Annotated in this window: 17 protein-coding genes; 9 read left to right on the plus strand and 8 right to left on the minus strand. The window is 58.3% G+C overall.

The window, feature by feature from the left end:
• Positions 1 to 50: 50 nt before the first annotated feature.
• The 4 genes from E0L20_RS17990 (at position 51) to feoC (ending at position 5,531) form a co-directional block, all read left to right on the plus strand.
• Complete coding sequence (locus E0L20_RS17990; RefSeq protein ID WP_131635141.1) at positions 51 to 2,372, plus strand: Tex family protein; 2,322 nt, start codon at positions 51 to 53, stop codon at positions 2,370 to 2,372.
• Positions 2,373 to 2,707: 335 nt separating this feature from the next.
• Positions 2,708 to 2,935: a ferrous iron transporter A gene (gene feoA, locus E0L20_RS17995; protein WP_010436417.1), complete on the plus strand. Its 228-nt coding sequence runs from the start codon at positions 2,708 to 2,710 to the stop codon at positions 2,933 to 2,935.
• Positions 2,936 to 2,964: 29 nt separating this feature from the next.
• Positions 2,965 to 5,283 carry a Fe(2+) transporter permease subunit FeoB gene (feoB, locus tag E0L20_RS18000; protein ID WP_131635142.1) on the plus strand — a complete coding sequence of 773 codons (2,319 nt, stop codon included), beginning with the start codon at positions 2,965 to 2,967 and terminating at the stop codon, positions 5,281 to 5,283.
• An 11-nt stretch (positions 5,284 to 5,294) separates the two neighbouring features.
• Complete coding sequence (gene feoC, locus E0L20_RS18005; protein ID WP_131635143.1) at positions 5,295 to 5,531, plus strand: [Fe-S]-dependent transcriptional repressor FeoC; 237 nt, start codon at positions 5,295 to 5,297, stop codon at positions 5,529 to 5,531.
• A 33-nt stretch (positions 5,532 to 5,564) separates the two neighbouring features.
• Here the strand turns inward: feoC and E0L20_RS18010 are convergent, their stop codons facing one another.
• Both E0L20_RS18010 and bioH read right to left on the minus strand, forming a co-directional pair.
• A complete protein-coding gene (locus E0L20_RS18010; protein ID WP_131635144.1) occupies positions 5,565 to 5,834 on the minus strand; it encodes a YdgH/BhsA/McbA family protein in 270 nt (89 codons plus the stop codon).
• 110 nt (positions 5,835 to 5,944) lie between these two features.
• Entirely contained in the window at positions 5,945 to 6,718 is a 774-nt protein-coding gene (gene bioH / locus E0L20_RS18015) for a pimeloyl-ACP methyl ester esterase BioH (protein ID WP_131635145.1), read from the minus strand.
• 37 nt (positions 6,719 to 6,755) lie between these two features.
• On the opposite strand from bioH, the gene gntX reads away from it, so the two are divergent.
• The 3 genes from gntX to gntT all read left to right on the plus strand — a co-directional run bounded on the left by gntX (position 6,756) and on the right by gntT (position 9,788).
• Positions 6,756 to 7,439: a DNA utilization protein GntX gene (gene gntX / locus E0L20_RS18020; RefSeq protein ID WP_131635146.1), complete on the plus strand. Its 684-nt coding sequence runs from the start codon at positions 6,756 to 6,758 to the stop codon at positions 7,437 to 7,439.
• Between the two features lie 61 nt (positions 7,440 to 7,500).
• Positions 7,501 to 8,076, plus strand: coding sequence for a Fe-S biogenesis protein NfuA (gene nfuA, locus E0L20_RS18025; protein ID WP_014072124.1), 576 nt, complete (start codon positions 7,501 to 7,503; stop codon positions 8,074 to 8,076).
• A gap of 395 nt (positions 8,077 to 8,471) precedes the next feature.
• Positions 8,472 to 9,788, plus strand: a complete 1,317-nt coding sequence (gntT, locus tag E0L20_RS18030) for a gluconate transporter (protein ID WP_131635147.1) — start codon at positions 8,472 to 8,474, stop codon at positions 9,786 to 9,788.
• A gap of 86 nt (positions 9,789 to 9,874) precedes the next feature.
• Here gntT and malQ read toward each other — a convergent pair whose 3' ends face one another.
• On the minus strand, positions 9,875 to 11,956 hold the full coding sequence (malQ, locus tag E0L20_RS18035; RefSeq protein ID WP_131635148.1) for a 4-alpha-glucanotransferase: 2,082 nt from the start codon (positions 11,954 to 11,956) through the stop codon (positions 9,875 to 9,877).
• Between the two features lie 9 nt (positions 11,957 to 11,965).
• On the minus strand, positions 11,966 to 14,359 hold the full coding sequence (malP, locus tag E0L20_RS18040; protein WP_131635149.1) for a maltodextrin phosphorylase: 2,394 nt from the start codon (positions 14,357 to 14,359) through the stop codon (positions 11,966 to 11,968).
• A gap of 574 nt (positions 14,360 to 14,933) precedes the next feature.
• Here malP and malT point away from each other — a divergent pair.
• Positions 14,934 to 17,639 (plus strand): HTH-type transcriptional regulator MalT, encoded by a 2,706-nt coding sequence (malT, locus tag E0L20_RS18045; protein WP_131635150.1) that lies wholly within the window; start codon positions 14,934 to 14,936, stop codon positions 17,637 to 17,639.
• A 62-nt stretch (positions 17,640 to 17,701) separates the two neighbouring features.
• Here malT and E0L20_RS18050 read toward each other — a convergent pair whose 3' ends face one another.
• The 3 genes from E0L20_RS18050 to glpE are packed head-to-tail and all read right to left on the minus strand — an operon-like array spanning position 17,702 to position 19,687.
• The gene (locus E0L20_RS18050; protein ID WP_131635151.1) at positions 17,702 to 18,460 is read right to left on the minus strand and encodes a DeoR/GlpR family transcriptional regulator; all 759 of its coding nucleotides are present in this window, start codon (positions 18,458 to 18,460) and stop codon (positions 17,702 to 17,704) included.
• A gap of 16 nt (positions 18,461 to 18,476) precedes the next feature.
• Positions 18,477 to 19,307 (minus strand): rhomboid family intramembrane serine protease GlpG, encoded by an 831-nt coding sequence (gene glpG, locus E0L20_RS18055; protein WP_131635152.1) that lies wholly within the window; start codon positions 19,305 to 19,307, stop codon positions 18,477 to 18,479.
• Positions 19,308 to 19,354: 47 nt separating this feature from the next.
• Entirely contained in the window at positions 19,355 to 19,687 is a 333-nt protein-coding gene (glpE, locus tag E0L20_RS18060) for a thiosulfate sulfurtransferase GlpE (RefSeq protein WP_131635153.1), read from the minus strand.
• Between the two features lie 296 nt (positions 19,688 to 19,983).
• Between glpE and glpD the strand changes: the two genes are divergently transcribed.
• Positions 19,984 to 21,492: a glycerol-3-phosphate dehydrogenase gene (gene glpD / locus E0L20_RS18065; RefSeq protein ID WP_131635154.1), complete on the plus strand. Its 1,509-nt coding sequence runs from the start codon at positions 19,984 to 19,986 to the stop codon at positions 21,490 to 21,492.
• Positions 21,493 to 21,577: 85 nt separating this feature from the next.
• On the opposite strand, the gene glgP is transcribed toward glpD, so the two are convergent.
• Positions 21,578 to 24,025, minus strand: coding sequence for a glycogen phosphorylase (gene glgP, locus E0L20_RS18070; RefSeq protein WP_131635155.1), 2,448 nt, complete (start codon positions 24,023 to 24,025; stop codon positions 21,578 to 21,580).
• Between the last annotated feature and the right edge of the window lie 13 nt (positions 24,026 to 24,038).

Raw genomic sequence — 24,038 nt, forward strand, 5'->3', positions numbered from 1 at the left:
CCAGCCCGTATAACTATCCCCTGATTTTTGACCCACAAGATGATAAAGCCATGATGAAAGATTCGCTCTGCCGCATTATTGCGGGTGATATTCAGGCCAGGGCCGAACAGGTAGAAGCTGCCGTTCGCCTGCTTGATGAAGGGAACACCGTGCCGTTTATTGCACGCTATCGTAAGGAAGTCACCGGCGGTCTGGACGACACGCAGCTGCGTAACCTGGAAACCCGTCTGGGCTACCTGCGCGAGCTGGAAGACCGACGTCAGGCAATCCTTAAATCCATTGGCGAACAGGGCAAGCTCACCAGCGACCTGGAAAAAGCCATCAACGGCACCCTGAGCAAAACCGAACTCGAAGATCTCTATCTGCCGTACAAGCCGAAGCGCCGCACGCGCGGGCAGATTGCGATTGAAGCAGGCCTTGAGCCGCTGGCTGACCTGCTGTGGAACGAGCCTTCTCACGACCCGGAAACCGAAGCCGCCAAATTCATCGACGCTGATAAAGGCGTGGCGGACACCAAGGCCGCCCTCGACGGCGCGCGCTACATTCTGATGGAGCGCTTCGCCGAAGACGCCGCCCTGCTCGCGAAGGTGCGTGATTACCTGTGGAAGAATGCCCACATCGTCTCTACCGTGGTGGCGGGCAAAGAGGAAGAAGGCGCGAAGTTCCGCGACTACTTCGATCACCACGAACCGATTTCTACCGCACCGTCTCACCGCGCGCTGGCGATGTTCCGCGGCCGCAACGAAGGCGTGCTGCAGCTCTCCCTGAACGCCGACCCTCAGTTTGACGAGCCGCCGAAAGAGAGCCACTGCGAGCAGATCATCATCGATCATCTCGGCCTGCGCCTGAACAACGCTCCGGCGGACAGCTGGCGCAAAGGCGTGGTGAGCTGGACCTGGCGCATTAAGGTGCTGATGCATCTCGAAACCGAGCTGATGGGCACCGTGCGCGAGCGCGCCGAAGACGAAGCGATCAATGTGTTTGCCCGTAACCTGCACGACCTGCTGATGGCTGCCCCTGCGGGCCTGCGCGCCACCATGGGTCTCGATCCGGGCCTGCGTACCGGCGTGAAGGTGGCCGTGGTTGATGGCACCGGCAAGCTGGTGGCGACCGACACCATCTATCCGCACACCGGTCAGGCAGCGAAAGCGGCTGTTGTCGTCGCCGCGCTGTGCGAGAAGTACAACGTGGAGCTGGTTGCCATCGGCAACGGCACGGCGTCACGCGAAACCGAACGTTTCTACCTCGACGTGCAGAAGCAGTTCCCGAAAGTGACGGCGCAGAAAGTGATCGTCAGCGAAGCGGGCGCATCCGTCTATTCCGCCTCCGAGCTGGCGGCGCTTGAGTTCCCGGATCTCGACGTTTCCCTGCGCGGCGCGGTCTCTATCGCCCGTCGCCTGCAGGACCCGCTGGCGGAGCTGGTGAAAATCGACCCGAAATCCATCGGCGTGGGCCAGTACCAGCACGACGTGAGCCAGACGCAGCTGGCGCGCAAGCTGGACGCGGTTGTGGAAGACTGCGTGAACGCCGTTGGCGTCGATCTGAACACCGCCTCCGTGCCCCTGCTGACCCGCGTGGCGGGCTTAACCCGCATGATGGCGCAGAACATCGTGGCCTGGCGCGATGAGAACGGCCAGTTCCAGAACCGTCAGCAGCTGCTGAAGGTGAGCCGTCTCGGGCCGAAAGCGTTTGAGCAGTGCGCGGGCTTCCTGCGCATCAACCACGGCGATAACCCGCTCGATGCCTCTACCGTTCACCCGGAAGCCTACCCGGTGGTGGAGCGTATTCTGGCCGCGACCCAGCAGGCGCTGAAAGACCTGATGGGCGACAACGGCGCGCTGCGTAATCTGAAAGCGTCTGATTTTACCGACGAGCAGTTTGGCGTACCGACGGTCACCGACATCATCAAAGAGCTGGAAAAACCGGGCCGCGATCCGCGTCCTGAGTTTAAAACCGCGACCTTTGCCGACGGCGTGGAAACCATGAACGATCTCCTGCCGGGCATGGTGCTGGAGGGCGCAGTCACTAACGTCACCAACTTTGGCGCGTTTGTGGATATCGGCGTGCATCAGGACGGTCTGGTGCATATTTCCTCCCTGGCCGACAAGTTCGTTGAAGACCCGCACACCGTGGTCAAGGCGGGCGACATCGTGAAGGTCAAAGTGCTGGAAGTGGATCTGCAGCGCAAGCGTATCGCTTTAACCATGCGTCTCGACGAGCAGCCCGGCGAAACCAACGCGCGCCGCGGCGGCGGTCGCGAGCAGCAGCGTCCCGCTGCGAAGGCCGCGAAGCCGCGCGGACGTGAGGCCCAGCCGGCGGGCAACAGCGCGATGATGGATGCGCTGGCGGCGGCAATGGGTAAGAAACGCTAAGGTTGTTAACACCCCTCACCCTAACCCTCTCCCCAAAGGGGAGAGGGGACGATTACACCCTCGCCCCTTTGGGGAGAGGGCCGGGGTGAGGGGAAATATTATTCGAAATATATGAAACCGATTGCATATCCATATTTAAACCACCAATTATCACCCCGTTAACAAATACTCCCCTTTTCGTTTTCCAGGCAATTCGGCAAATATTGAGCAAGGTCAAGCTGGCCGTAAATTAATACCGCAAACAACATTCCGTCACAGTTTTATTATTGCTGATAAAAACTATTCTCATTATCATCGCAGTGTAGATTATTTAACCTCTCGTGGAATCAGGCGCTATGCAATTCACTCCAGACAGTGCATGGAAAATTACCGGTTTTACCCGTGAAATTAGCCCGGCCTATCGGCAGAAGCTGTTATCGCTAGGCATGCTGCCCGGCTCATCCTTTCAGGTGGTGCGCGTTGCCCCGTTGGGCGACCCTGTCCATATCGAAACCCGGCGCGTTAATCTGGTACTCCGAAAAAAAGACCTCGCGTTAATTGAAGTCGAAGCCTTATCTCAATAACACGCCAGCGGTTCAGTGAGTCTAAAACAATGAAAAAATTAACTATTGGCTTAATTGGCAATCCTAATTCCGGCAAGACAACCTTATTTAATCAGCTCACCGGCGCACGCCAGCGCGTGGGTAACTGGGCAGGCGTGACGGTTGAACGTAAAGAAGGCCAGTTCACGACGACGGACAACCAGGTCACGCTGGTCGATCTGCCCGGCACCTATTCGCTCACCACTATTTCATCCCAAACCTCTCTCGATGAGCAGATTGCCTGCCACTATATTCTGAGCGGCGACGCGGATTTATTAATTAACGTGGTCGATGCCTCTAACCTCGAGCGTAATCTCTATCTCACGCTGCAGCTGCTTGAGCTGGGTATTCCCTGCATCGTGGCGCTCAACATGCTCGACATCGCAGAGAAGCAAAAACTGCGCATCGACGTCGACGCTCTCTCCGCTCGCCTGGGCTGTCCGGTGGTTCCGCTGGTTTCGACCCGCGCGCGCGGCATTGATGCCCTGAAGCTGGCAATCGATCGTCACGCGGGCAATGCCGACGTTGAGCTGGTGCACTACGCGCAGCCGCTGCTGCGCGAAGCGGACAGGCTGGCGCAGGAGATGGACAAATCCATGCCCGCCAGACAGCGCCAGTGGCTCGGCCTGCAGATGCTGGAAGGTGATATCTACAGCCGCGCCTACGCGGGCGATGCGGCAGATAAACTCGACGTTGCGCTGGCGCACCTGAGCAACGAGCTTGACGACCCCGCGCTGCACATTGCGGACGCGCGCTATCAGGCCATCGCCGCGATTTGCGACGTGGTCAGCAACGCCCTGACGGCAGAGCCAAGCCGCTTTACCGCCGCCGTGGATAAAATTGTGCTCAACCGCTTCCTGGGACTGCCGGTGTTTTTACTGGTGATGTACCTGATGTTCCTGCTCGCCATTAACATCGGCGGCGCGCTCCAGCCTGTTTTCGACGCCGGTTCCGTGGCGATCTTCGTGCACGGCATTCAGTGGCTGGGCTACACCCTGCATTTCCCGGAATGGCTGACCATCTTCCTTGCCCAGGGCATCGGCGGCGGTATCAACACCGTGCTTCCGCTGGTGCCGCAGATCGGCATGATGTATCTGTTCCTCTCATTCCTGGAGGACTCCGGCTACATGGCGCGCGCGGCGTTCGTGATGGACCGCCTGATGCAGGCGCTGGGGCTGCCGGGGAAATCCTTCGTGCCGCTGATTGTCGGCTTCGGCTGTAACGTGCCGTCGGTGATGGGCGCACGCACGCTGGATGCGCCGCGCGAACGCCTGATGACCATCATGATGGCGCCGTTTATGTCCTGCGGCGCGCGTCTGGCCATCTTCGCGGTCTTTGCGGCGGCCTTCTTTGGTCAGCAGGGCGCGCTGGCGGTCTTCTCGCTGTACGTGCTGGGGATCGTGATGGCGATCCTGACCGGATTAATGCTGAAGCACACCATCATGCGCGGTGAAGCATCGCCGTTCGTGATGGAGCTGCCGGTGTATCACGTTCCGCACCTGAAGAGCCTGGCGATCCAGACCTGGCAGCGCCTGAAAGGCTTCGTTCTGCGCGCCGGTAAGGTGATTGTTATCGTCAGCATCTTCCTGAGCGCCCTGAACAGCTTCACCCTCAGCGGCCAGGCGGCGGACAACATCAACGACTCCGCCCTCGCCTCCGTCAGCCGCGTGATTACCCCAATCTTTAAACCGATTGGCGTGCATGAGGATAACTGGCAGGCAACCGTCGGCCTGTTCACCGGCGCGATGGCGAAAGAGGTGGTTGTCGGGACGCTGAACACGCTCTACACCGCCGAGAACATTCAGGAGCAAGACTTTAATCCGGCAGAGTTTAGCCTCGGCGACGAACTGCTGGGCGCCGTTGAAGAAACCTGGCAGAGCCTGAAAGACACCTTTAGCCTGAGCGTGCTGGCAAACCCAATCGAAGCCAGTAAAGGCGACGGCGAAATGGCGACCGGCGCAATGGGCGTAATGAGCGAGAAATTCGGCAGCGCCTCCGCGGCCTACAGCTATCTGATCTTCGTTCTGCTCTATATCCCGTGCATCTCGGTGATGGGGGCAATTGCCCGCGAGTCCAGCCGCGGCTGGATGGGCTTCTCCATATTGTGGGGGCTGAACATCGCCTACTCGCTGTCGACGGTCTTTTACCAGACCGCTAACTTTAGCCAGCATCCGCGTTACAGCCTGGTCTGCATCCTGGCGGTGATCCTGTTCAACGTGGTTGTGATGGGCCTATTGCGCAGGGCGCGCAGCCGCGTTGATGTCAACCTGCTGGCAACGCGTAAAACGCCAACTACCTGCTGCGACAGTCCGGCTGGCGACTGTCACTGAGGGGCAAACAGATGGCATCGTTGATTCAGGTTCGGGATTTACTGGCGCTGCAGGGGCGAATGGAGGCAAAACAGCTCAGCCTCAGCCTGCACACGCCGCAGCCGATGATCGATGCCATGCTGGAAAGACTGGAAGCGATGGGAAAAGCCGTGCGCATTCAGGAAGAGCCCGACAGATGCCTGGCGGGAAGCTGTAAAAGCTGTCCGGAAGGTAAAGCCTGTCTCAGGGAGTGGTGGGCGCTGCGTTAACAAAGCCGGGCAATGCAGCCCGGCTTTATTGTATTACTTATACACGTCCGCGGTTGCACGCACGTCTTTGGTGTATTTCTCTGCGCTGGTGATCACGTAGTATTTCCCGCCCAGCTCATCCGCCTTCTTGGACAGCTCGCGCTTCGCGTCCATTGGCGCGGTGGTGTCAGACGTTGTGATCTCACCCACTTTGGTCAGATTCATATCTTTGACTTTATCTTTTGCCAGCTCTTCTGCAGCAAGCGCGCCGAATGACAGTGACCCAATAACCAGAGATGTAACAATACCTGTGACAAGTTTCATACCATGACTCTCCTTAGATTGTTGTTTTGATCATCGTCTGCTCAACAACCGCAACGATATATTGAGTATTGTTGCGGTGCGTCACTTTTGCCAGGCGGGTTGGAAAATAATCAGTTTAAACGTTGACTTAATGCCAACAGCGCAGAGCAAAACTCAGCCGGATGAGAGATAAACGGCGCGTGCGCCGCTTTGGCAACGATCAGGGATTCGCTTTCGGGCCACAGCGCATCCAGCAGCGGAACCACCTTGCGCGGCACCAGCCCGTCGAGATAGCCGTAGATACGCAGGTGCGGCATCGGAAGCGAAATCAGCGGCTCACGCAGATCGGCCGTTTTCAGGATTTCAAGGCCACCGTTGAGCACCTCAACGTCCGGCATCGGCAGGGAAAGCACCGTTTGCTTCAGGGTACGCGCATCCTGGCGGGCGGTGTCGGTGCCCATCGTCTGAAGCGCCAGGAAGCGTTCTACCGTGCGCTGAAAATCTTCGCTCAGCTGCTGCTGGAAACCGGCCAGCACGTCAGGTTTGATCCCCGGCCACGCGTCCCGGGCGCTGAAACACGGCGACGAGGCCACCGTCACCAGCGCCTGCACGCGCTCGGGGTAAGCCAGGGCAATCCTGCTTGCCACCAGCCCGCCCAGGCTCCAGCCGAGCCAGATGGCATTTTTCGGCGCGGCGTCTACCACCACCTGCGCCATCTCGTCCAGCGACAGTGCGCCAAAGCCGTGGCTGCGGCCAAATCCCGGTAAATCAACCAGGTGCAGCGTAAAATGCGAGGCGAGTTCCTCGCTTATGCAATGCCACACTTCCGCATTCAGTCCCCATCCGTGCAGCAGCACAAGATGACAATTTCCCGTCCCAACGGTCTGCCACCACAGCGTCTTCATCAGTTACTGTTCTCTTTTCAAAACATGGAGGTTACACATGCTAACAGTGCCCGGCTTGTGCTGGCTATGCCGAATGCCGCTTGCGCTGAGCGCGTGGGGGATCTGTTCAGTCTGCACGCGCTCGCTGAAATGTCGTATCAACCGGTGTCCGCAGTGCGGTTTACCCGCCGTCAATCGGCTGCTTCCCTGCGGCCGCTGCCTGAAAAAATCGCCGCCCTGGCGTGCGCTGGTGGCGGTTGATGATTATGTTCCGCCGCTAAGCGGTCTTATTCTCAGGCTGAAGTTTTCCGGCCAGTGCGTTCTGGCGCAGCCGCTTGCCCGCCTGCTGCTGCTGGCAATTTTGCAGGCCCGACGGACCCGCGCCCTGCCCCGCGTCGACACGATCGTGAATGTCCCGCTCTACCACCGCCGACAGTGGCGGCGCGGCTTTAACCAGAGTGACCTGCTCTGCCGCCCGCTTGCCCGCTGGCTCGGCTGCCGTTATGCGCCCTCAGCCCTGACGCGCGTTCACGCGACGGCGATACAGCATCAGCTGAACGCCCGGCTGCGCAAAAGAAACCTGCGAAACGCCTTTCGCCTTGAATTGCCGGTCAACGGCCTCCATATCGCGATTGTGGATGATGTCGTCACGACGGGCAGTACCGTGGCTGAACTTTCCCGACTGCTTTTGCGAAGCGGCGCGGCGTCGGTTCAGGTATGGTGTCTGTGCCGTACCTTGTAGCCCTTCTTCAATGGGCGTATGATTATACCCAGGTAATTTAGTCAACTATTAGGCCAAAGCTATGATCCGTATTTCCGATTCTGCACAAGCGCACTTTGCCAAACTGCTGGCAAATCAGGAAGAAGGGACGCAGATCCGCGTGTTTGTGATCAATCCAGGCACTCCGAATGCAGAATGTGGTGTCTCGTATTGTCCTCCGGACGCTGTGGAAGCAACTGACACTGCCCTTAAATTTGAACAGCTCACCGCTTACGTCGACGAGCTGAGCGCGCCGTATCTTGACGATGCGGAGATCGACTTCGTCACCGATCAGCTGGGTTCTCAGCTGACCCTGAAAGCGCCGAACGCGAAAATGCGTAAAGTCTCCGACGATGCCCCGCTGATGGAGCGCGTTGAGTATCTGCTGCAATCCCAGATCAACCCACAGCTGGCGGGCCACGGCGGTCGCGTTTCCCTAATGGAAATCACGGAAGACGGTCTGGCGATCCTGCAGTTCGGCGGCGGCTGTAACGGTTGCTCCATGGTCGACGTGACCCTGAAAGAAGGGATCGAGAAGCAGCTGCTGAACGAATTCCCGGAACTGAAAGGCGTGCGCGATCTGACCGAGCACCAGCGCGGCGAGCACTCTTACTACTAATTCAGTCCCCCGTTTGTACCGCCCGGTGGCGCTGCGCTTACCGGGCCTACAAAAATAGTGCGGTCTGATGCCCTCACCCCGGCCCTCTCCCACGGGAGAGGGTGAAAACATTAAAAACGGTAACCTCGTGGTTACCGTTTTGCGTTTACCTCTCCCTCTATATGTTGACCTGCGTCTCATAATTCAAATTTTGCCTCCTTGGGTGATTCTCAATCACCGCATGTTACCCGTATCATTCTCGTGGGCACTCAACACCCTTATAACAGCCGACTAAACTTAATGGTTTCGCCGGCATCAGTATGAGTGCCGTTAACGCTCTGTTCCCAGTTGGGACAACCGGAATTTGTCGTTGAAACAATGACGTTACCCATAACAATTCAAAGGCCAGGTAAATCATGCCATTAGTCATCGTCGCTATCGGTGTTGTGTTATTACTGCTCTTGATGATCCGCTTCAAGCTGAACGGGTTTATCGCTCTGGTTCTGGTGGCACTTGCAGTCGGTCTGATGCAGGGTATGCCGCTGGTTAAGGTTATTAGCTCCATCAAGGCCGGCGTCGGCGGTACGCTCGGCAGCCTGGCGCTGATCATGGGCTTCGGCGCCATGCTCGGCAAAATGCTGGCGGACTGCGGTGGCGCGCAGCGTATTGCCACCACCCTGATTGCCAAATTCGGTAAACAGCACATTCAGTGGGCCGTGGTGTTAACCGGTTTTACCGTCGGTTTCGCGCTGTTCTATGAAGTGGGCTTCGTGCTGATGCTGCCGCTGGTGTTCACCATCGCGGCTGCGGCAAATATCCCGCTGCTGTATGTCGGTGTGCCAATGGCTGCGGCGCTGTCCGTGACCCACGGCTTCCTGCCGCCGCACCCGGGTCCAACCGCTATCGCCACCATCTTCCACGCGGATATGGGTAAAACCCTGCTGTTCGGTACGATTCTGGCAATCCCAACCGTGATTCTGGCGGGCCCGGTTTATGCGCGCTTCCTGAAAGGCATCGATAAGCCGATTCCGGAAGGTCTGTACAGCGCCAAAACCTTTACCGAAGAAGAGATGCCTGGCTTTGGCGTCAGCGTCTGGACTTCTCTGGTACCGGTGATCCTGATGGCGATGCGTGCCGTGGCGGAGATGGTTCTGCCAAAAGGTCATGCGTTCCTGGCGGTTGCCGAATTCCTGGGTGACCCGGTAATGGCAACGCTGATTGCGGTGCTGATCGCAATGTTCACCTTCGGTCTGAACCGCGGCCGTTCAATGGATCAGATCAACGACACGCTGACCTCCTCCATCAAAATCATTGCCATGATGCTCCTGATCATCGGCGGTGGCGGTGCGTTCAAGCAGGTTCTGGTCGACAGCGGCGTGGACAAATACATCGCTGCCATGATGCATGAAACCAACGTGTCGCCGCTCCTGATGGCCTGGTCTATTGCTGCGGTTCTGCGTATTGCGCTGGGTTCGGCGACCGTTGCGGCGATCACCGCAGGCGGTATCGTTGCCCCGCTGATTGCGACCACGGGCGTAAGCCCTGAGCTGATGGTTATCGCCGTCGGTTCCGGCAGCGTGATTTTCTCCCACGTTAACGACCCTGGCTTCTGGCTGTTCAAGGAGTACTTCAACCTGACGATCGGTGAAACCATCAAGTCCTGGTCCGCGCTGGAAACCATTATTTCGGTGTGCGGTCTGGTCGGGGTGCTGCTGTTGAATATGGTTGTCTGATGTAAAAAAGCCGGGTGGCGCTGACGCTTACCCGGCCTACATTCGATTCCCTCTCCCTCCGGGAGAGGGTGAGGGTGAGGGTGAAGCTACCGCTTCTTACCCACCGCCCTTCTGCGCTTGTCCAAATCCTTAATCAGCCTGTTCACCCCGTCATCGGCAAACATCTTCTCAAGCGTTGTGGACAGCTTGCGACGCCAGTTCTTGTACTGATAGCTGGTGCCCGGAATGTTCACCGGCTCCGCCATACCAATCCAGTCTTCCGGCTGCAGCCCCAGCAGGGCGCTGTTGCTGTCGGCGATGTAGCGCTGTAAGCCACGGTTAAGCGTTGGCGTCATCGACATCAGCGACGCCTTATGCCCGGCGCGCTTCGGCAGACAGCCATGCTTGTGCAGCGCATCCAGCAAGCCCTGCTTCGCCAGCTCGCGATCCTGATACAGACCGCGCAGCACCTCTTCATCAGGATACAGCCCCAGGGATTTACCGAGCGTCAGGTCGCCGCTTTCCCAATAGCCTTTAAGCACAGGAAGGTCATGCGTCGTCGCGACTGCCATTGACTGTTCCGGGTACGCCTGCGGCGCGCGGAAGGTTTTCTCATGATCGCTTTCAAAATAGAGGACTTTGTAGGAGTAGACGCCGCTGTCGCGGAGCTTGCTGACGATTTCCACCGGTACGGTGCCGAGATCTTCACCGATCACCATGCACTGATGGCGCTTACTTTCCAGCGCGAGGATCGACAGCAGATCGTCAACGGGATACTGCACGTACGCCCCGTGATCCGCCGTTTCACCGTAGGGGATCCACCACAGGCGCAGCACGGACATCACGTGGTCAATGCGCAGCGCCCCGCAGTTCTGCATGTTCGCACGCAGCAGGTCGATAAACGGCTCGTAGGCGCGCGCCGCCATCACGTGCGGGTCCATCGGCGGCAGGCCCCAGTTCTGCCCCAGCGGGCCAAGGATATCCGGTGGCGCACCCACGGAGGCCTTGAGGCAGTAAAGTTCACGGTCACACCAGGTTTCCGCCCCGCCTTCCGCCACGCCGACGGCCAGATCGCGATACAGGCCGATCGGCATGTTATAACCCTGACTCACCTGCCAGCAGGCGGCAAACTGGCTGTACGCCAGCCACTGCAGCCACAGATAGAAGTCCACTTCATCGGCATATTTTTTACAGAAGGCTTTCACCTCAGGCGTGTTGACGGACCGATACGCTTCGGGCCAGACCGGCCAGCCCCAGCGCATTTCATCCTCTTTTACCTGATACGCATGAAGCGCGTCGAACGCCGCCTGCCAGTAAAGGCTTTCGCCTTCCTGCGTCACAAACTGTCGGAAGGCCGCCATCTGCTCGTCATCGCGCTGCGCAAAGCCTTTCCACGCCAGACGCAGCGCGGCCATCTTCAGCGAGGTGACGGTGGAATAGTCGACCCAATCCGCCTCGCGCGCCTGCTTCAGAAGCTGCTGCGTGGTCGGGAGTTTCCACCACGCCTGCGCCTCTTTGCTGTTTTTGAAATCATCTAACGCGTTAACGTCGATATAAATTACGTTCATCCAGCGGCGGGATGACGGGCTGTACGGACTTGCGCTTTCCGGATTCGCCGGATAGAGCGCGTGGATCGGGTTGAGGCCGATAAACGCGCCGCCGCGCTCGCCCACGGATGCCAGCATCTTTTTCAGATCGCCAAAATCACCGATGCCCCAGTTGCTGTCGGAGCGCAGCGTATAGAGCTGCACGCAGGCGCCCCACAGCTTTTTGCCTTCAAGCAGCGCCTGCGGCTCGTAGCAGCGTTTTGGCGCGACGATCACCCGGCAGTGAAAACGCCGATCGTCCTGGGTGAGCGTTAAGGTGTGGTAGCCCTCCGGCAGCTTCGCCGGAAGGTTAAGCGCCTTGCCGCCGGTGGCGTGGCCCTTGTGCTGATGCCCCTCTTCGGTGGTGAGCAGCCAGCTAAAATCCCCCCGCCCCTCTACCGCCAGCGGCATCTTTTTGCCCGCGGTGAATACCTTCACGTTTGGCACCGGTGCAGCCGACGCTTTCGCGTCGGTTTTGTGCATGGCATCCAGCAAACGTCTTTTGGTGTCCGCACCAATAGACTGCGGTTTGCCGTGCGCATTGATGTAACTGAGGCTAATTCCCGCCGCCTGCGCGGCACTGTCCAGACGTTTACTCTCCATCGCGCTTCCTTAGCGTTTTGCCTGCCAGATACGGGACTGATAATCACGGATTGAACGGTCAGAGCTGAACATACCGCAGCGCGCGGTGTTCAGAATACACGCGCGGGTCCAGGCCTCCTGGTCGCGGTACAGCACGTCGACCTGCTTCTGCGCCTCAACATAGGCCGCGAAGTCCGCCATCACCAGATACGGATCGCCGCCCTGTTTGCCCATGCTGTGCAGCATCTGGTCAAACGCATGCTTATCACCGTCGCTGTACTTACCGCTTTCCAGCTCTTTCAGCACCGCATCCAGCACGTTGTCTTTTTTACGCCATTTCACCGGGTCGTAGCCTTTGGCCTTGATGGCTTTCACTTCTTCAACAGTATGGCCGAAGATAAAAATGTTCTCCTCGCCGACCTTCTCGGCGATTTCGACGTTTGCACCGTCCAGCGTGCCGACGGTCAGCGCGCCGTTCAGCGCCAGCTTCATGTTGCCAGTACCGGACGCTTCTTTACCTGCCGTGGAGATCTGCTCGGAGATATCCGCCGCCGGGATCAGCATTTCAGCCGCAGAGACGCAGTAATCCGGCAGGAACACCACCTTCAGCTTGTCGCCCACTTTCGGATCGCTGTTGATCGCCGCCGCCACCTTATTGATGGCGAGGATAATATTTTTCGCCAGGTAGTAGCCCGGCGCCGCTTTCGCACCGAACAGGAACACGCGCGGCACGCGGTCGGCCTGCGGGTTCTCGCGGATCTCTTTGTACAGCGCCAGAATGTGCAGCAGGTTCAGGTGCTGACGTTTGTACTCGTGCAGGCGTTTGATCTGGATGTCGAAAATCGCGTTCGGGTTGATCTCAATCCCGGTACGCGCCTTCACGAACGCCGCCAGGCGAACCTTGTTCTCCCGTTTGATGGCGCGGTACTGCTCGCGGAACTTCGCGTCGTCAGCCTGTTTTTCCAGGTTGATGAGCTGGTCCAGGTCGTTGGCCCACTCTTTCTTCAGGGTCTTGTCCAGCAGCCCTGCCAGCAGCGGGTTGCACTGCTTGATCCAGCGGCGCGGCGTGATGCCGTTGGTCACGTTGTGGAATTTGGTCGGCCACAGCTGGTGGTATTCCGGGAACAGATCTTTCACCACCAGATCCGAGTGCAGCGCCGCCACGCCGTTCACCGCGAAGCCGCTGACTACGCACATGTTCGCCATGCGCACCTGTTTATCATGCACAACCGCTAGCTTCGCCCACACGGCTTTGTCGCCCGGCCAGGTTTTATCCACCAGCACTTTAAACTGGTCGTTAATTTTATTGATAATCTGCATATGGCGCGGCAGCAGCGTTTTCACCAGCTTCTCATCCCAGCACTCGAGCGCTTCCGGCATCAGGGTGTGGTTGGTGTAGGCAAAGGTACGGCTGGTGATGGCCCAGGCGTCGTCCCAGCTCAGCTGATGCTCGTCGATCAGCACGCGCAGCAGTTCGGGAATAGCAATGGTCGGGTGCGTGTCGTTGAGCTGAATCACTTCGAAGTCCGGCAGCTGCGCCAGCTTGCGGCCCGCCAGGTGATGGCGACGCAGAATGTCCGCCACGGAGCAGGCGCACTGGAAGTATTGCTGCATCAGGCGCAGCTTTTTACCCGCCAGGTGGTTGTCGTTCGGGTAGAGCACCTTGGTCAGCTTCTCGGCGTCGATGCCCTGCTGCTCGGCGCGCAGGAAGTCGCCGTCGTTGAATTTGGTCAGGTTGAACGGATGCGCGTGCTTCGCCTGCCACAGGCGCAGAGGCTGCGACACGCCGTTGCGGTAGCCGAGCACCGGCAGATCCCAGGCTTCACCGGTGATGGTAAACGCCGGTTCCCAAACACCCTGCTTTGTGACCTTCCCGCCAATACCCACCTGCACGTCCAGCTGCGCGTTGTGGCGGAACCACGGGTAGGTATTGCGGTGCCAGTCGTCCGGCGCTTCCATCTGATGCCCGTCGGCGAACGACTGGCGGAACAGGCCGTACTGATAGTTCAGGCCGTAGCCAATAGCCGACTGGCCGACGGTAGCCATAGAATCCAGGAAGCAGGCCGCCAGGCGTCCCAGACCACCGTTGCCCAGCGCCGGGTCAGTCTCTTCTTCCAGCAGGTCGGTCAGGTTAATGTCGTGTTCTTTGAGGACGTCACCGACGTCCTGATACCAGCCGAGGTTCAGCAGGTTGTTGCCGGTCAGACGGCCAATCAGGAATTCCATCGAAATGTAGTTCACGTGACGCTGGCTTTTAACCGGCTTCGCCACCGGCTGAGCGTCCAGCTGCTCTGCGATCGCGCCGCTCACGGCCTGCCACCACTGGTGAGGCGTCATCTCGCTGGCGGCGTGAAGGCCAAAACGCTGCCACTGACGCGTCAGGGCAGCCTGGAATTGAGCTTTGTTGAAGGTAGGCTGTGACATAGGGGATCGGCATCCTTTAGAAAGAGAACACAAGTTAGCGCTAGTGTGCCTGGCTCATTTCGCCTCTTCCTCCTCCCGTGGGGGATTAGACAGGGAGGAGTAGCGGGGATGAGCATAAAAGTGTGATCGAGGCCACTCTGTGAGTGTGCACTGCGGAGGAAAAGTTATCCTGGAAGAGTGTCAAAAAAATGAAATGCGGTTTCGCAGGAAATTAATCCACGCTGAAATGATTACTTACGTAGAATAATATTTCTGCAACTGAGGATTACCCTGGAAGGCTATTAATCCCGCATAACCTTACCCAAACTTTATTAACTTTGACGTCACTATAACTTTCTGAAACCAGTTTCAGCGTAACCGCACTAAATGCATACAAACCAGCATCCACGCGGTGTGTGAGCCATTTTTAAAAAGTTCCACCCCGTACGGGAATGTTTTGTGACAGAGTGCAAATTCAGAGCCACAAAAGCCCGACATAACTTGCAATAGTTCCCTTATTGGCCGACCTTATATCTATTAATTACGAAGCGCAAAAAAAATAAATTCTCTCGTTCCCCACAGTGAAGTGAAAACTATGTTGATTCCGTCCAAATTAAGTCGCCCGGTTCGTCTTGACCATACGGTGGTCCGCGAGCGTCTGTTGGCTAAACTTTCCGGCGCGCATAATTTCCGACTGGCGCTGGTAACGAGTCCTGCAGGTTATGGAAAAACAACGCTCATTTCGCAATGGGCCGCAGGTAAAAGCGATCTTGGCTGGTACTCCCTCGACGAGGGCGATAACCAGCAAGAGCGTTTTGCCAGCTACCTGGTTGCTGCTATTCAGCAGGCGACTAACGGACACTGTGCCGCCAGTGAGGTGATGGTGCAGAAGCGCCAGTACGCCAGCCTGTCCTCCCTTTTCTCGCAGATTTTTATTGAGCTGGCGGAATGGCATCGCCCGCTGTACGTCGTCATTGATGATTATCATCTAATCACCAACCCGGCGATCCACGAGTCGATGCGCTTCTTCCTGCGCCATCAGCCGGAAAACCTGACGCTGGTCGTCCTGTCGCGCAACCTGCCGCAGCTGGGCATTGCCAACCTGCGCGTGCGCGATCAGCTGCTGGAAGTGGGCAGCCAACAGCTCGCCTTTACGCATCAGGAGGCCAAACAGTTCTTCGACTGCCGCCTGACCTCGCCGATTGAGGCCGCCGAAAGCAGCCGCCTCTGCGATGACGTTGCGGGATGGGCCACCGCCCTGCAGCTTATCGCTCTTTCCGCGCGTCAGAACAATAGCCCAACGCACCAGTCCGCGCGCCGCCTGGCGGGCATTAACGCCAGCCACCTGTCAGATTATCTGGTGGATGAGGTACTGGACAGCGTCGATACTTCTACCCGCAATTTTCTGCTGAAAAGTTCCCTGCTGCGTTCCATGAACGATGCGCTCATCGTGCGCGTGACGGGCTGTGAAAACGGTCAGCTACAGCTCGAAGAGATTGAACGTCAGGGCCTTTTCCTGACCCGCATGGACGATCCGGGGGAGTGGTTTAGCTATCACCCGCTGTTTGGCAGCTTCCTGCGCCAGCGCTGTCAGTGGGAGCTGGCCGTCGAACTGCCGGAAATCCACCGCGCCGCCGCCGAAAGCTGGATGGCGCAAGGTTTCCCGAGCGAGGCTATCCACCACGCGCTGGCCGCCGGTGATGCCGGCATGCTGCGCGATATCCTCCTCAACCATGCGTGGGGGCTGTTTAACCACAGCGAACTGTCCCTGCTGGAAGAGTCATTAAAAGCCCTGCCGTGGGAGAGCCTGCTGGAGAACCCGCGCCTGGTGCTGCTGCAGGCCTGGCTGATGCAGAGCCAGCATCGCTACAGCGAAGTGAATACCCTGCTGGCGCGCGCCGAGCAGGAGATGGAAAGCGAAATGGATGTCACCCTGCACGGCGAGTTTAACGCCCTGCGCGCGCAGGTGGCGATTAACGATGGCGACCCGGACGAGGCAGAGCGCCTTGCCATGGTCGCGCTGGATGAGCTTCCGCTGGCCAACTTCTACAGCCGCATTGTGGCGACCTCGGTGCACGGTGAAGTGCTGCACTGCAAAGGCGATCTCACCCGTTCGCTTTCATTAATGCAGCAAACCGAACAGATGGCCCGTCGTCACGATGTCTGGCACTACGCGCTGTGGAGCCTGATCCAGCAGAGCGAGATTTTATTCGCGCAGGGCTTCCTGCAGGCCGCCTGGGAGAATCAGGAAAAAGCGTTCCAGCTGATTCGTGAACAGCATCTGGAACAGCTGCCGATGCACGAGTTTCTGTTGCGTATTCGCGCCCAGCTGCTGTGGGCGTGGTCGCGCCTGGACGAAGCAGAAAGCTGCGCGCGTCAGGGTGTGGACGTCCTTTCCAGCTTCCAGCCGCAGCAGCAGCTGCAGTGTCTGGCGCTGCTGGTGCAGTGCTCGCTGGCGCGCGGGGATCTGGATAATGCCCGCAACCACCTAAACCGCCTGGAAAACCTGCTCGGCAACGGCCAGTATCACAGCGACTGGGTATCGAACGCCGACAAGGTCCGGGTGATTTACTGGCAAATGACCGGCGACAAAAAATCCGCCGCCAACTGGCTGCGCCAGACGCCAAAACCGGAATTTGCCAATAACCACTTCCTGCAGAGCCAGTGGCGCAATATTGCCCGCGTGCAGATCCTGCTGGGTGACTTCGAACCTGCCGAGATCGTGCTGGAGGAGTTGAACGAAAACGCCCGCAGCCTGCGCCTGATGAGCGATCTGAACCGCAACCTGCTGCTGCTCAACCAGCTTTACTGGCAGGCGGGGCGCAAAAACGACGCCCAGCGCGTGCTGCTGGAAGCGCTCCAGCTCGCCAACCGCACCGGGTTTATCAGCCACTTTGTGATTGAAGGCGAAGTGATGGCGCAGCAGCTGCGCCAGCTTATTCAGCTCAACACGCTGCCGGAGCTGGATCAGCATCGCGCCCAGCGCATTCTGCGCGAGATTAACCAGCATCATCGCCACAAATTTGCGCATTTCGATGAGAACTTCGTGGAACGTCTGCTGAACCATCCGGAAGTGCCGGAGCTTATCCGCACCAGCCCGCTCACCCAGCGTGAATGGCAGGTGCTGGGGCTGATCTATTCAGGCTATAGCAACGAGCAGATTGCCGGCGAACTGGCGGTGGCGGCGACCACCATCAAAACGCATATCCGCAATCTGTATCAGAAGCTGGGCGTGGCGCACCGTCAGGATGCCGTGCTGCACGCGCAGCAATTATTGAAGATGATGGGGTACGGCGTTTAGGTTTTGTGCGGCCTGATGCCCTCACCCCGGCCCTCTCCCACAGGGAGTGGGAGAAAGGCTTCTCAACACAACTCTAACTGCACATTATTATCTTTTATCACCTGCATCACCCCTGCCGGCGGCGGCACGTCGGTGTACACCGCATCGACCATGCTGATGCTGCCCATGTTCACCATCGCGTTACGGCCAAACTTAGAGTGATCTACCACCAGCATCACGTGGCGTGAGTTTTCGATAATCGCGCGCTTGGTGCGCACCTCGTGGTAATCAAACTCCAGCAGGGAACCGTCGCTGTCGATGCCGCTGATCCCCAGAATGCCGAAGTCGAGGCGGAACTGGGAGATAAAATCGAGCGTCGCTTCGCCGATAATGCCCCCGTCGCGGCTGCGCAGCTCGCCGCCCGCCAGGATGATACGGAAATCATCTTTCTGCATCAGGGTGTTGGCGACGTTCAGGTTGTTGGTCACCACGCGCAGGTTTTCGTGATCCAGCAGCGCATGGGCGACCGCTTCCGGCGTGGTGCCGATATCAATAAACAGCGTCGCGCCGTTCGGGATCTGGCTCGCCACTTTCCGGGCAATGCGCTCTTTCTCAGCCGTCTGCGTGGCCTTACGGTCGTGCCAGGAGGTGTTAACCGAGCTGGACGGCAGCGCCGCGCCGCCGTGGTGGCGAAGGATGCGGTTCTGATCGGCCAGGTCGTTCAGGTCGCGACGAATGGTTTGCGGGCTGACCGCAAACTGCTCCACCAGCTCTTCGGTGCTGACGTATCCCTGCTTTTTAACCAGTTCGATAATGGCGTCATGACGCTGTGTTTGTTTCATGAAATATCCCTGGGAATTATGTTCGTTTCCGCGCATGGAGCGTGTCGGCAATCGCCATCGCCAGCCCCACGGCCAGCCCGGTAACGTGTGCACCGTTGGCGATAGACATACCAAACAGATCAAACCATCCGGCAATTAGCCATATTAACGCAAAGGTTATCAATCCGCGTTGCAGATAGATGCCGCTTTCCGGGTCGCGCTCGCCTCTGAGCCAGACGTAGCCCATCAGGGCATATACCACGCCGGACAATCCACCGAACCACGGGCCGCTGAACTTGTGCTGAACGTAGCCGCTCAGCAGGGCGCTGATAACCGTAATGACGATCAGCTTGCCGCTGCCGAGACGCTTCTCAACGATACCGCCAAGATACCACCACCACAGCAGGTTAAAGAGGATATGCATGACCGAGAAGTGCATCAGCGCGTGGGAGAAGTAGCGCCAGACGTCAAAATCCAGCGACGGATCGTACGGCCACGCGAGGGCCATCATCACGCTCTGGTCGCCCACCACGTTCATAATAATGAAGACGATGATGCACGCCGCCATCAGCAGCAGCGTAAACGGCCCTGCACGTTCGCGGATGGTGGCAAGAAAGGGAAACCGGCTGTAGTGCAAACCGCTGCCGGTCTGCCCGGACTGCCAGCTTGCCGCCAGATAGCGCGGGTCGCCGGGGTTTTCAAGAAAACGCGCCAGCTCTTCGTTTACGCGCGCGGCCTGGCTCTCATCGGCCAGCCAGACGTCGGTCTGGTTATGTTGCTGAATCGTCAGAATAATGCCCTGCGTCGCCATATAGTCGACAAACGCCTGGGCGACGCGCGGGTTGGTAAAGGAGGTAATCATCAACATGGGCGGCGGTCGCTTATTTCCACACAAAAGGGGACAGTATAGCGGGATCAGCGCTCAAAAGCGTATTCCACTTCCGCAGGGAAATGACGATGCCAGGCATCGAAGCCGCCGTCGACGCTGTATACCGCGTCGTAGCCCTGCTGAAGCAGATACTGCGCCGCGCCTTTGCTGCTGTTGCCGTGGTAGCACATCACCAGCACCGGGGTGTCAAAGTCGTTATCGCGCATAAACGCGCCCAATGAGTCGTTGGTAAGATGAAACGCGCCCGGCGTGTGGCCCATCGCAAAGCTCTGCGGATCGCGGATATCCACCAGCACCGCTTTTCCCTGATGCATCTTCTGGTGGGCTTCTTCTACGTTAATACATTCAAACTGATCCATGGTGTTCTCATCTTATATTCAGGTGTGGTGCGGTTTTTCCCCTCACCCCGGCCCTCTCCCCAAGGGGGCGAGGGAGCAAACCATTCCCTCTCCCCTCAGGGGAGAGGGTTAGGGTGAGGGGTGAAGTTTCACCGCACTATTTTACCCCGTAGTGTACGTCCTGGCGGCGGGTAAACGCCATTATGTTATCCATATCACTCTAAATTGTTTTTTTGATGTTACCAAAAGCGCGTTCCTTTGCTATTATGAGCGATATCGAACATTTCTGAGCTTTAACGAAAGTGCGTGAGGGTGTTATGGAAACCAAAGATCTGATTGTGATAGGCGGTGGCATCAACGGTGCCGGTATTGCGGTCGATGCCGCAGGACGCGGATTATCCGTACTGATGCTGGAAGCTAACGATCTCGCCTGCGCGACGTCGTCCGCCAGCTCCAAGCTGATTCACGGTGGCCTGCGCTACCTTGAACACTACGAATTCCGCCTGGTCAGCGAAGCGCTGGCCGAACGCGAAGTGCTGTTGAAAATGGCCCCGCATCTGGCGATCCCGATGCGCTTCCGCCTGCCCCATCGTCCGCACCTGCGTCCGGCGTGGATGATCCGCATCGGCCTGTTTATGTACGATCATCTGGGTAAACGCACCAGCCTGCCGGGTTCGAACGGTTTGCGTTTTGGCTCAGAATCGGTCCTTAAGCCTGAAATCGTGCGCGGTTTCGAATATTCCGACTGCTGGGTGGACGATGCCCGCCTGGTGCTGGCGAATGCGCAGATGGTCGAGAAGAAAGGCGGCGAGGTGAAAACCCGTACCCGCGCGACCGCCGCGCGCCGTGAAAACGGCCTGTGGATTGTGGAAGCGGAAGACGTGGATACCGGCGAGAAGTTCAGCTGGAAAGCGCGCGGCCTGGTGAACGCGACCGGCCCGTGGGTGAAGCAGTTCTTCGACGACGGCATGCACCTGCCGTCCCCGTACGGCATTCGCCTGATCAAGGGCAGCCACATCGTGGTGCCGCGCGTGCATACCCAGAAGCAGGCCTACATTCTGCAGAACGAAGACAAGCGCATCGTGTTTGTGATCCCGTGGATGGACGAGTTCTCGATCATCGGCACCACCGACGTGGAGTACAAAGGCGATCCGAAGAACGTCGAGATCGACGAGAGCGAAGTGAACTACCTGCTGAAAGTGTATAACGCGCACTTCAAGAAACAGCTGGCGCGGGATGACGTAGTCTGGACCTACTCCGGCGTGCGTCCGCTGTGCGATGACGAATCTGACTCACCACAGGCCATCACCCGCGACTATACGCTTGATATTCACGACGTAGACGGCCAGGCGCCGCTGCTGTCGGTGTTCGGCGGCAAGCTCACTACCTACCGCAAGCTGGCCGAGCACGCGCTGGAAAAACTGGCGCCGTACTACAAAGGCATCGGCCCGGCGTGGACCAAAGGCGCGGTTCTGCCCGGCGGTGATATTGGTAATAACCGCGACGATTACGCCGCGAAGCTGCGCCGTCGCTTCCCGTTCATTACCGAAGGGATGGCGCGCCACTACGCCCGCACCTACGGCAGCAATACCGAGCTGTTCCTGAACGAAGCGAAAGAGATTGCGGATCTGGGCGAGCATTTTGGCCACGAGCTGTACGAAGCCGAGCTGCGTTACCTGGTGGAGCACGAGTGGGTTCGTCGTCTGGACGATGCTATCTGGCGTCGTACCAAAGAAGGGATGTGGCTCAACGCCGAGCAGCAGTCTCGCGTGGCGCAGTGGTTGCAGCAGCATGCGGGAAAGCGTGAATTGTCGCTGGCGTCGTGATGTAAAAAGCCGGGTGGCGGCTCCGCCTTACCCGGCCTACTCAATCCCGTAGGCCCGGTAAGCGCAGCGCCACCGGGCAATGTTTTTACAACCGCACCGGATCAATATGCCAAATGTTCTCGGCATACTCTTTGATGGTCCTGTCCGACGAGAAATACCCCATATTGGCGATGTTATACATCGCGGCGCTGGTCCACTTCTCCTGCTGACGGTACAGCTCGTCGACCCTGTCCTGACAATCAACATAGCTACGGTAATCCGCCAGCACCTGATAGTGATCGCCAAAGTTAATCAGCGAATCCACCAGGTCACGATAGCGCCCCGGCTCGTCAGGATTAAACAGACCCGTCGCGATTTGCGTCAGCACCTGGCGTAGCTCTTCATCCTCTTCGTAATACTCACGCGGCGAGTAGCCCTTCGCGCGCAGCGCCTCCACCTCTTCCGTGGTATTCCCGAAGATAAAGATGTTTTCCTCGCCTACGTGCTCCAGCATCTCGACGTTCGCCCCGTCCAGCGTGCCGATGGTCAGCGCGCCGTTGAGGGCAAACTTCATGTTGCTGGTGCCGGATGCTTCCGTCCCCGCCGTTGAAATCTGCTCGGAGAGATCTGCCGCCGGAATGATCAGCTGCGCCAGGCTCACGCTGTAGTTCGGGATGAACACCACCTTCAGCCTGTCGCCAATGTCCGGATCGGTGTTCACCACCTTCGCCACATCGTTAATCAGGTGAATGATGTGCTTCGCCATGTAGTAGGCAGACGCCGCCTTACCGGCAAAGATCTTCACGCGCGGCACCCAGTCGGCCGTCGGATCGGCCTTGATGCGGTTGTAGTGGGTGATCACGTGCAGCACGTTCATCAGCTGGCGCTTGTACTCGTGTATGCGCTTGATCTGGACGTCAAACAGCGCTTTCGGGTTCGCCACCACGTTCAAATGCATAGCAAGCCAGACCGCGAGACGTTTTTTGTTCAGCAGCTTGGCTTCCCGCACGGCTTTGTTCACCGTCGGGAAATCGATATGCTGCTCAAGCTCGCTCAGCTGACCCAAGTCGGTACGCCAGGTGCGCCCGATATTTGCATCCAGCACTTCTGACAGCGGCTTGTTTGCCAACGCCAGCCATCGGCGCGGCGTGACGCCGTTCGTCACGTTGCAGAAGCGCGTCGGGAAGATCTTCGCGAAGTCCGCAAACAGCGACTGCACCATCAGGTTCGAGTGGAGCTCGGACACGCCGTTGACCTTGTGGCTGATCACCACCGCCAGCCAGGCCATGCGCACCCGGCGACCGTTTGATTCATCAATGATCGAGGCGCGGCTCAGCAGCCCGGTATCGTTCGGGTACTGCTCCTGCAATGTCTTGAGGAAGTAGTCGTTGATCTCGAAGATGATCTGCAGGTGGCGCGGCAGAATTTTGCCGAGCATGTCCACCGGCCAGGTTTCCAGCGCTTCGCTCATCAGAGTGTGGTTGGTGTAAGAGAACACCTGGCAGGTCACTTCAAACGCCTCGTCCCAGCTGAACTTATGCTCGTCGATCAGCAGGCGCATCAGCTCGGGGATCGAGAGCACCGGATGGGTATCGTTGAGGTGAATAGCCGTTTTTTCTGCGAGGTTGGCGTAGGTTTTGTGCAGCTGATGGTGGCGGCTGAGGATGTCCTGAATCGTCGCGGAGACGAGGAAATACTCCTGTCGCAGGCGCAGCTCGCGGCCTGAGTAGGTCGAATCGTCCGGATACAGCACGCGGGAGACGTTCTCGGAGTGGTTTTTATCTTCCACCGCCGCGAAGTAGTCGCCCTGATTAAATTTGCCGAGGTTGATCTCGCTGCTGGCCTGGGCGTTCCACAGGCGCAGGGTATTGGTCGCGTCGGTGTCGTAGCCCGGGATAATCTGGTCATAGGCCACCGCGAGGATCTCTTCGGTTTCTACCCAGCGGGATTTTTTGCCTTCCTGCTGAATACGCCCGCCAAAACGCACCTTATAGCGCGTGTTGTGGCGCTTGAACTCCCACGGGTTGCCGTACTCCAGCCAGTAGTCCGGGGACTCTTTCTGGCGACCGTCGACGATGTTCTGCTTAAACATGCCGTAGTCGTAGCGGATACCGTACCCGCGGCCCGGCAGCGCCAGCGTCGCCAGCGAGTCGAGGAAGCAGGCCGCAAGACGCCCCAGGCCGCCGTTACCCAGGCCCGGGTCGTTCTCTTCGTCAATCAGCTCTTCTAAATCCAGCCCCATCTCTTCCAGCGCGGTTTTGACGTCGTCGTAGATACCGAGCGACAGCAGGGCGTTAGAGAGCGTGCGGCCAATCAAAAACTCCATCGACAGGTAGTAAACCTGCCGCGTTTCCTGCGAAAGCTGGGCGCGGTTAGAGCGCAGCCAGCGTTCGACCATGCGGTCACGCACCGCAAACAGGGTGGCGTTTAGCCACTCGTGTTTGTTGGCGATAACCGGATCTTTCCCGATGGTAAACATCAGCTTATAGGCGATGGAGTGCTTTAACGCCTCAACGCTGAGCGTGGGTGAGGAGTAGCTAAAAGGTGCATTCATATCAGTAACTTCG

It is taken from the genome of Enterobacter wuhouensis (assembly GCF_004331265.1).
In the GTDB taxonomy this organism is placed as follows: domain Bacteria; phylum Pseudomonadota; class Gammaproteobacteria; order Enterobacterales; family Enterobacteriaceae; genus Enterobacter; species Enterobacter wuhouensis.

Excerpts from the sequence above, each read along its gene's own strand:
- E0L20_RS18050 (WP_131635151.1), bottom strand. The coding sequence starts at position 18,460 with ATGAAACAAACACAGCGTCATGACGCCATTATCGAACTGGTTAAAAAG.
- glpG (WP_131635152.1), bottom strand. The coding sequence starts at position 19,307 with ATGTTGATGATTACCTCCTTTACCAACCCGCGCGTCGCCCAGGCGTTT.
- nfuA (WP_014072124.1), top strand. The coding sequence starts at position 7,501 with ATGATCCGTATTTCCGATTCTGCACAAGCGCACTTTGCCAAACTGCTG.
- malQ (WP_131635148.1), bottom strand. The coding sequence starts at position 11,956 with ATGGAGAGTAAACGTCTGGACAGTGCCGCGCAGGCGGCGGGAATTAGC.
- glgP (WP_131635155.1), bottom strand. The coding sequence starts at position 24,025 with ATGAATGCACCTTTTAGCTACTCCTCACCCACGCTCAGCGTTGAGGCG.
- feoC (WP_131635143.1), top strand. The coding sequence starts at position 5,295 with ATGGCATCGTTGATTCAGGTTCGGGATTTACTGGCGCTGCAGGGGCGA.
- gntT (WP_131635147.1), top strand. The coding sequence starts at position 8,472 with ATGCCATTAGTCATCGTCGCTATCGGTGTTGTGTTATTACTGCTCTTG.
- feoB (WP_131635142.1), top strand. The coding sequence starts at position 2,965 with ATGAAAAAATTAACTATTGGCTTAATTGGCAATCCTAATTCCGGCAAG.
- gntX (WP_131635146.1), top strand. The coding sequence starts at position 6,756 with ATGCTAACAGTGCCCGGCTTGTGCTGGCTATGCCGAATGCCGCTTGCG.
- E0L20_RS17990 (WP_131635141.1), top strand. The coding sequence starts at position 51 with ATGATGAAAGATTCGCTCTGCCGCATTATTGCGGGTGATATTCAGGCC.
- malT (WP_131635150.1), top strand. The coding sequence starts at position 14,934 with ATGTTGATTCCGTCCAAATTAAGTCGCCCGGTTCGTCTTGACCATACG.
- bioH (WP_131635145.1), bottom strand. The coding sequence starts at position 6,718 with ATGAAGACGCTGTGGTGGCAGACCGTTGGGACGGGAAATTGTCATCTT.
- malP (WP_131635149.1), bottom strand. The coding sequence starts at position 14,359 with ATGTCACAGCCTACCTTCAACAAAGCTCAATTCCAGGCTGCCCTGACG.
- glpD (WP_131635154.1), top strand. The coding sequence starts at position 19,984 with ATGGAAACCAAAGATCTGATTGTGATAGGCGGTGGCATCAACGGTGCC.
- E0L20_RS18010 (WP_131635144.1), bottom strand. The coding sequence starts at position 5,834 with ATGAAACTTGTCACAGGTATTGTTACATCTCTGGTTATTGGGTCACTG.
- glpE (WP_131635153.1), bottom strand. The coding sequence starts at position 19,687 with ATGGATCAGTTTGAATGTATTAACGTAGAAGAAGCCCACCAGAAGATG.
- feoA (WP_010436417.1), top strand. The coding sequence starts at position 2,708 with ATGCAATTCACTCCAGACAGTGCATGGAAAATTACCGGTTTTACCCGT.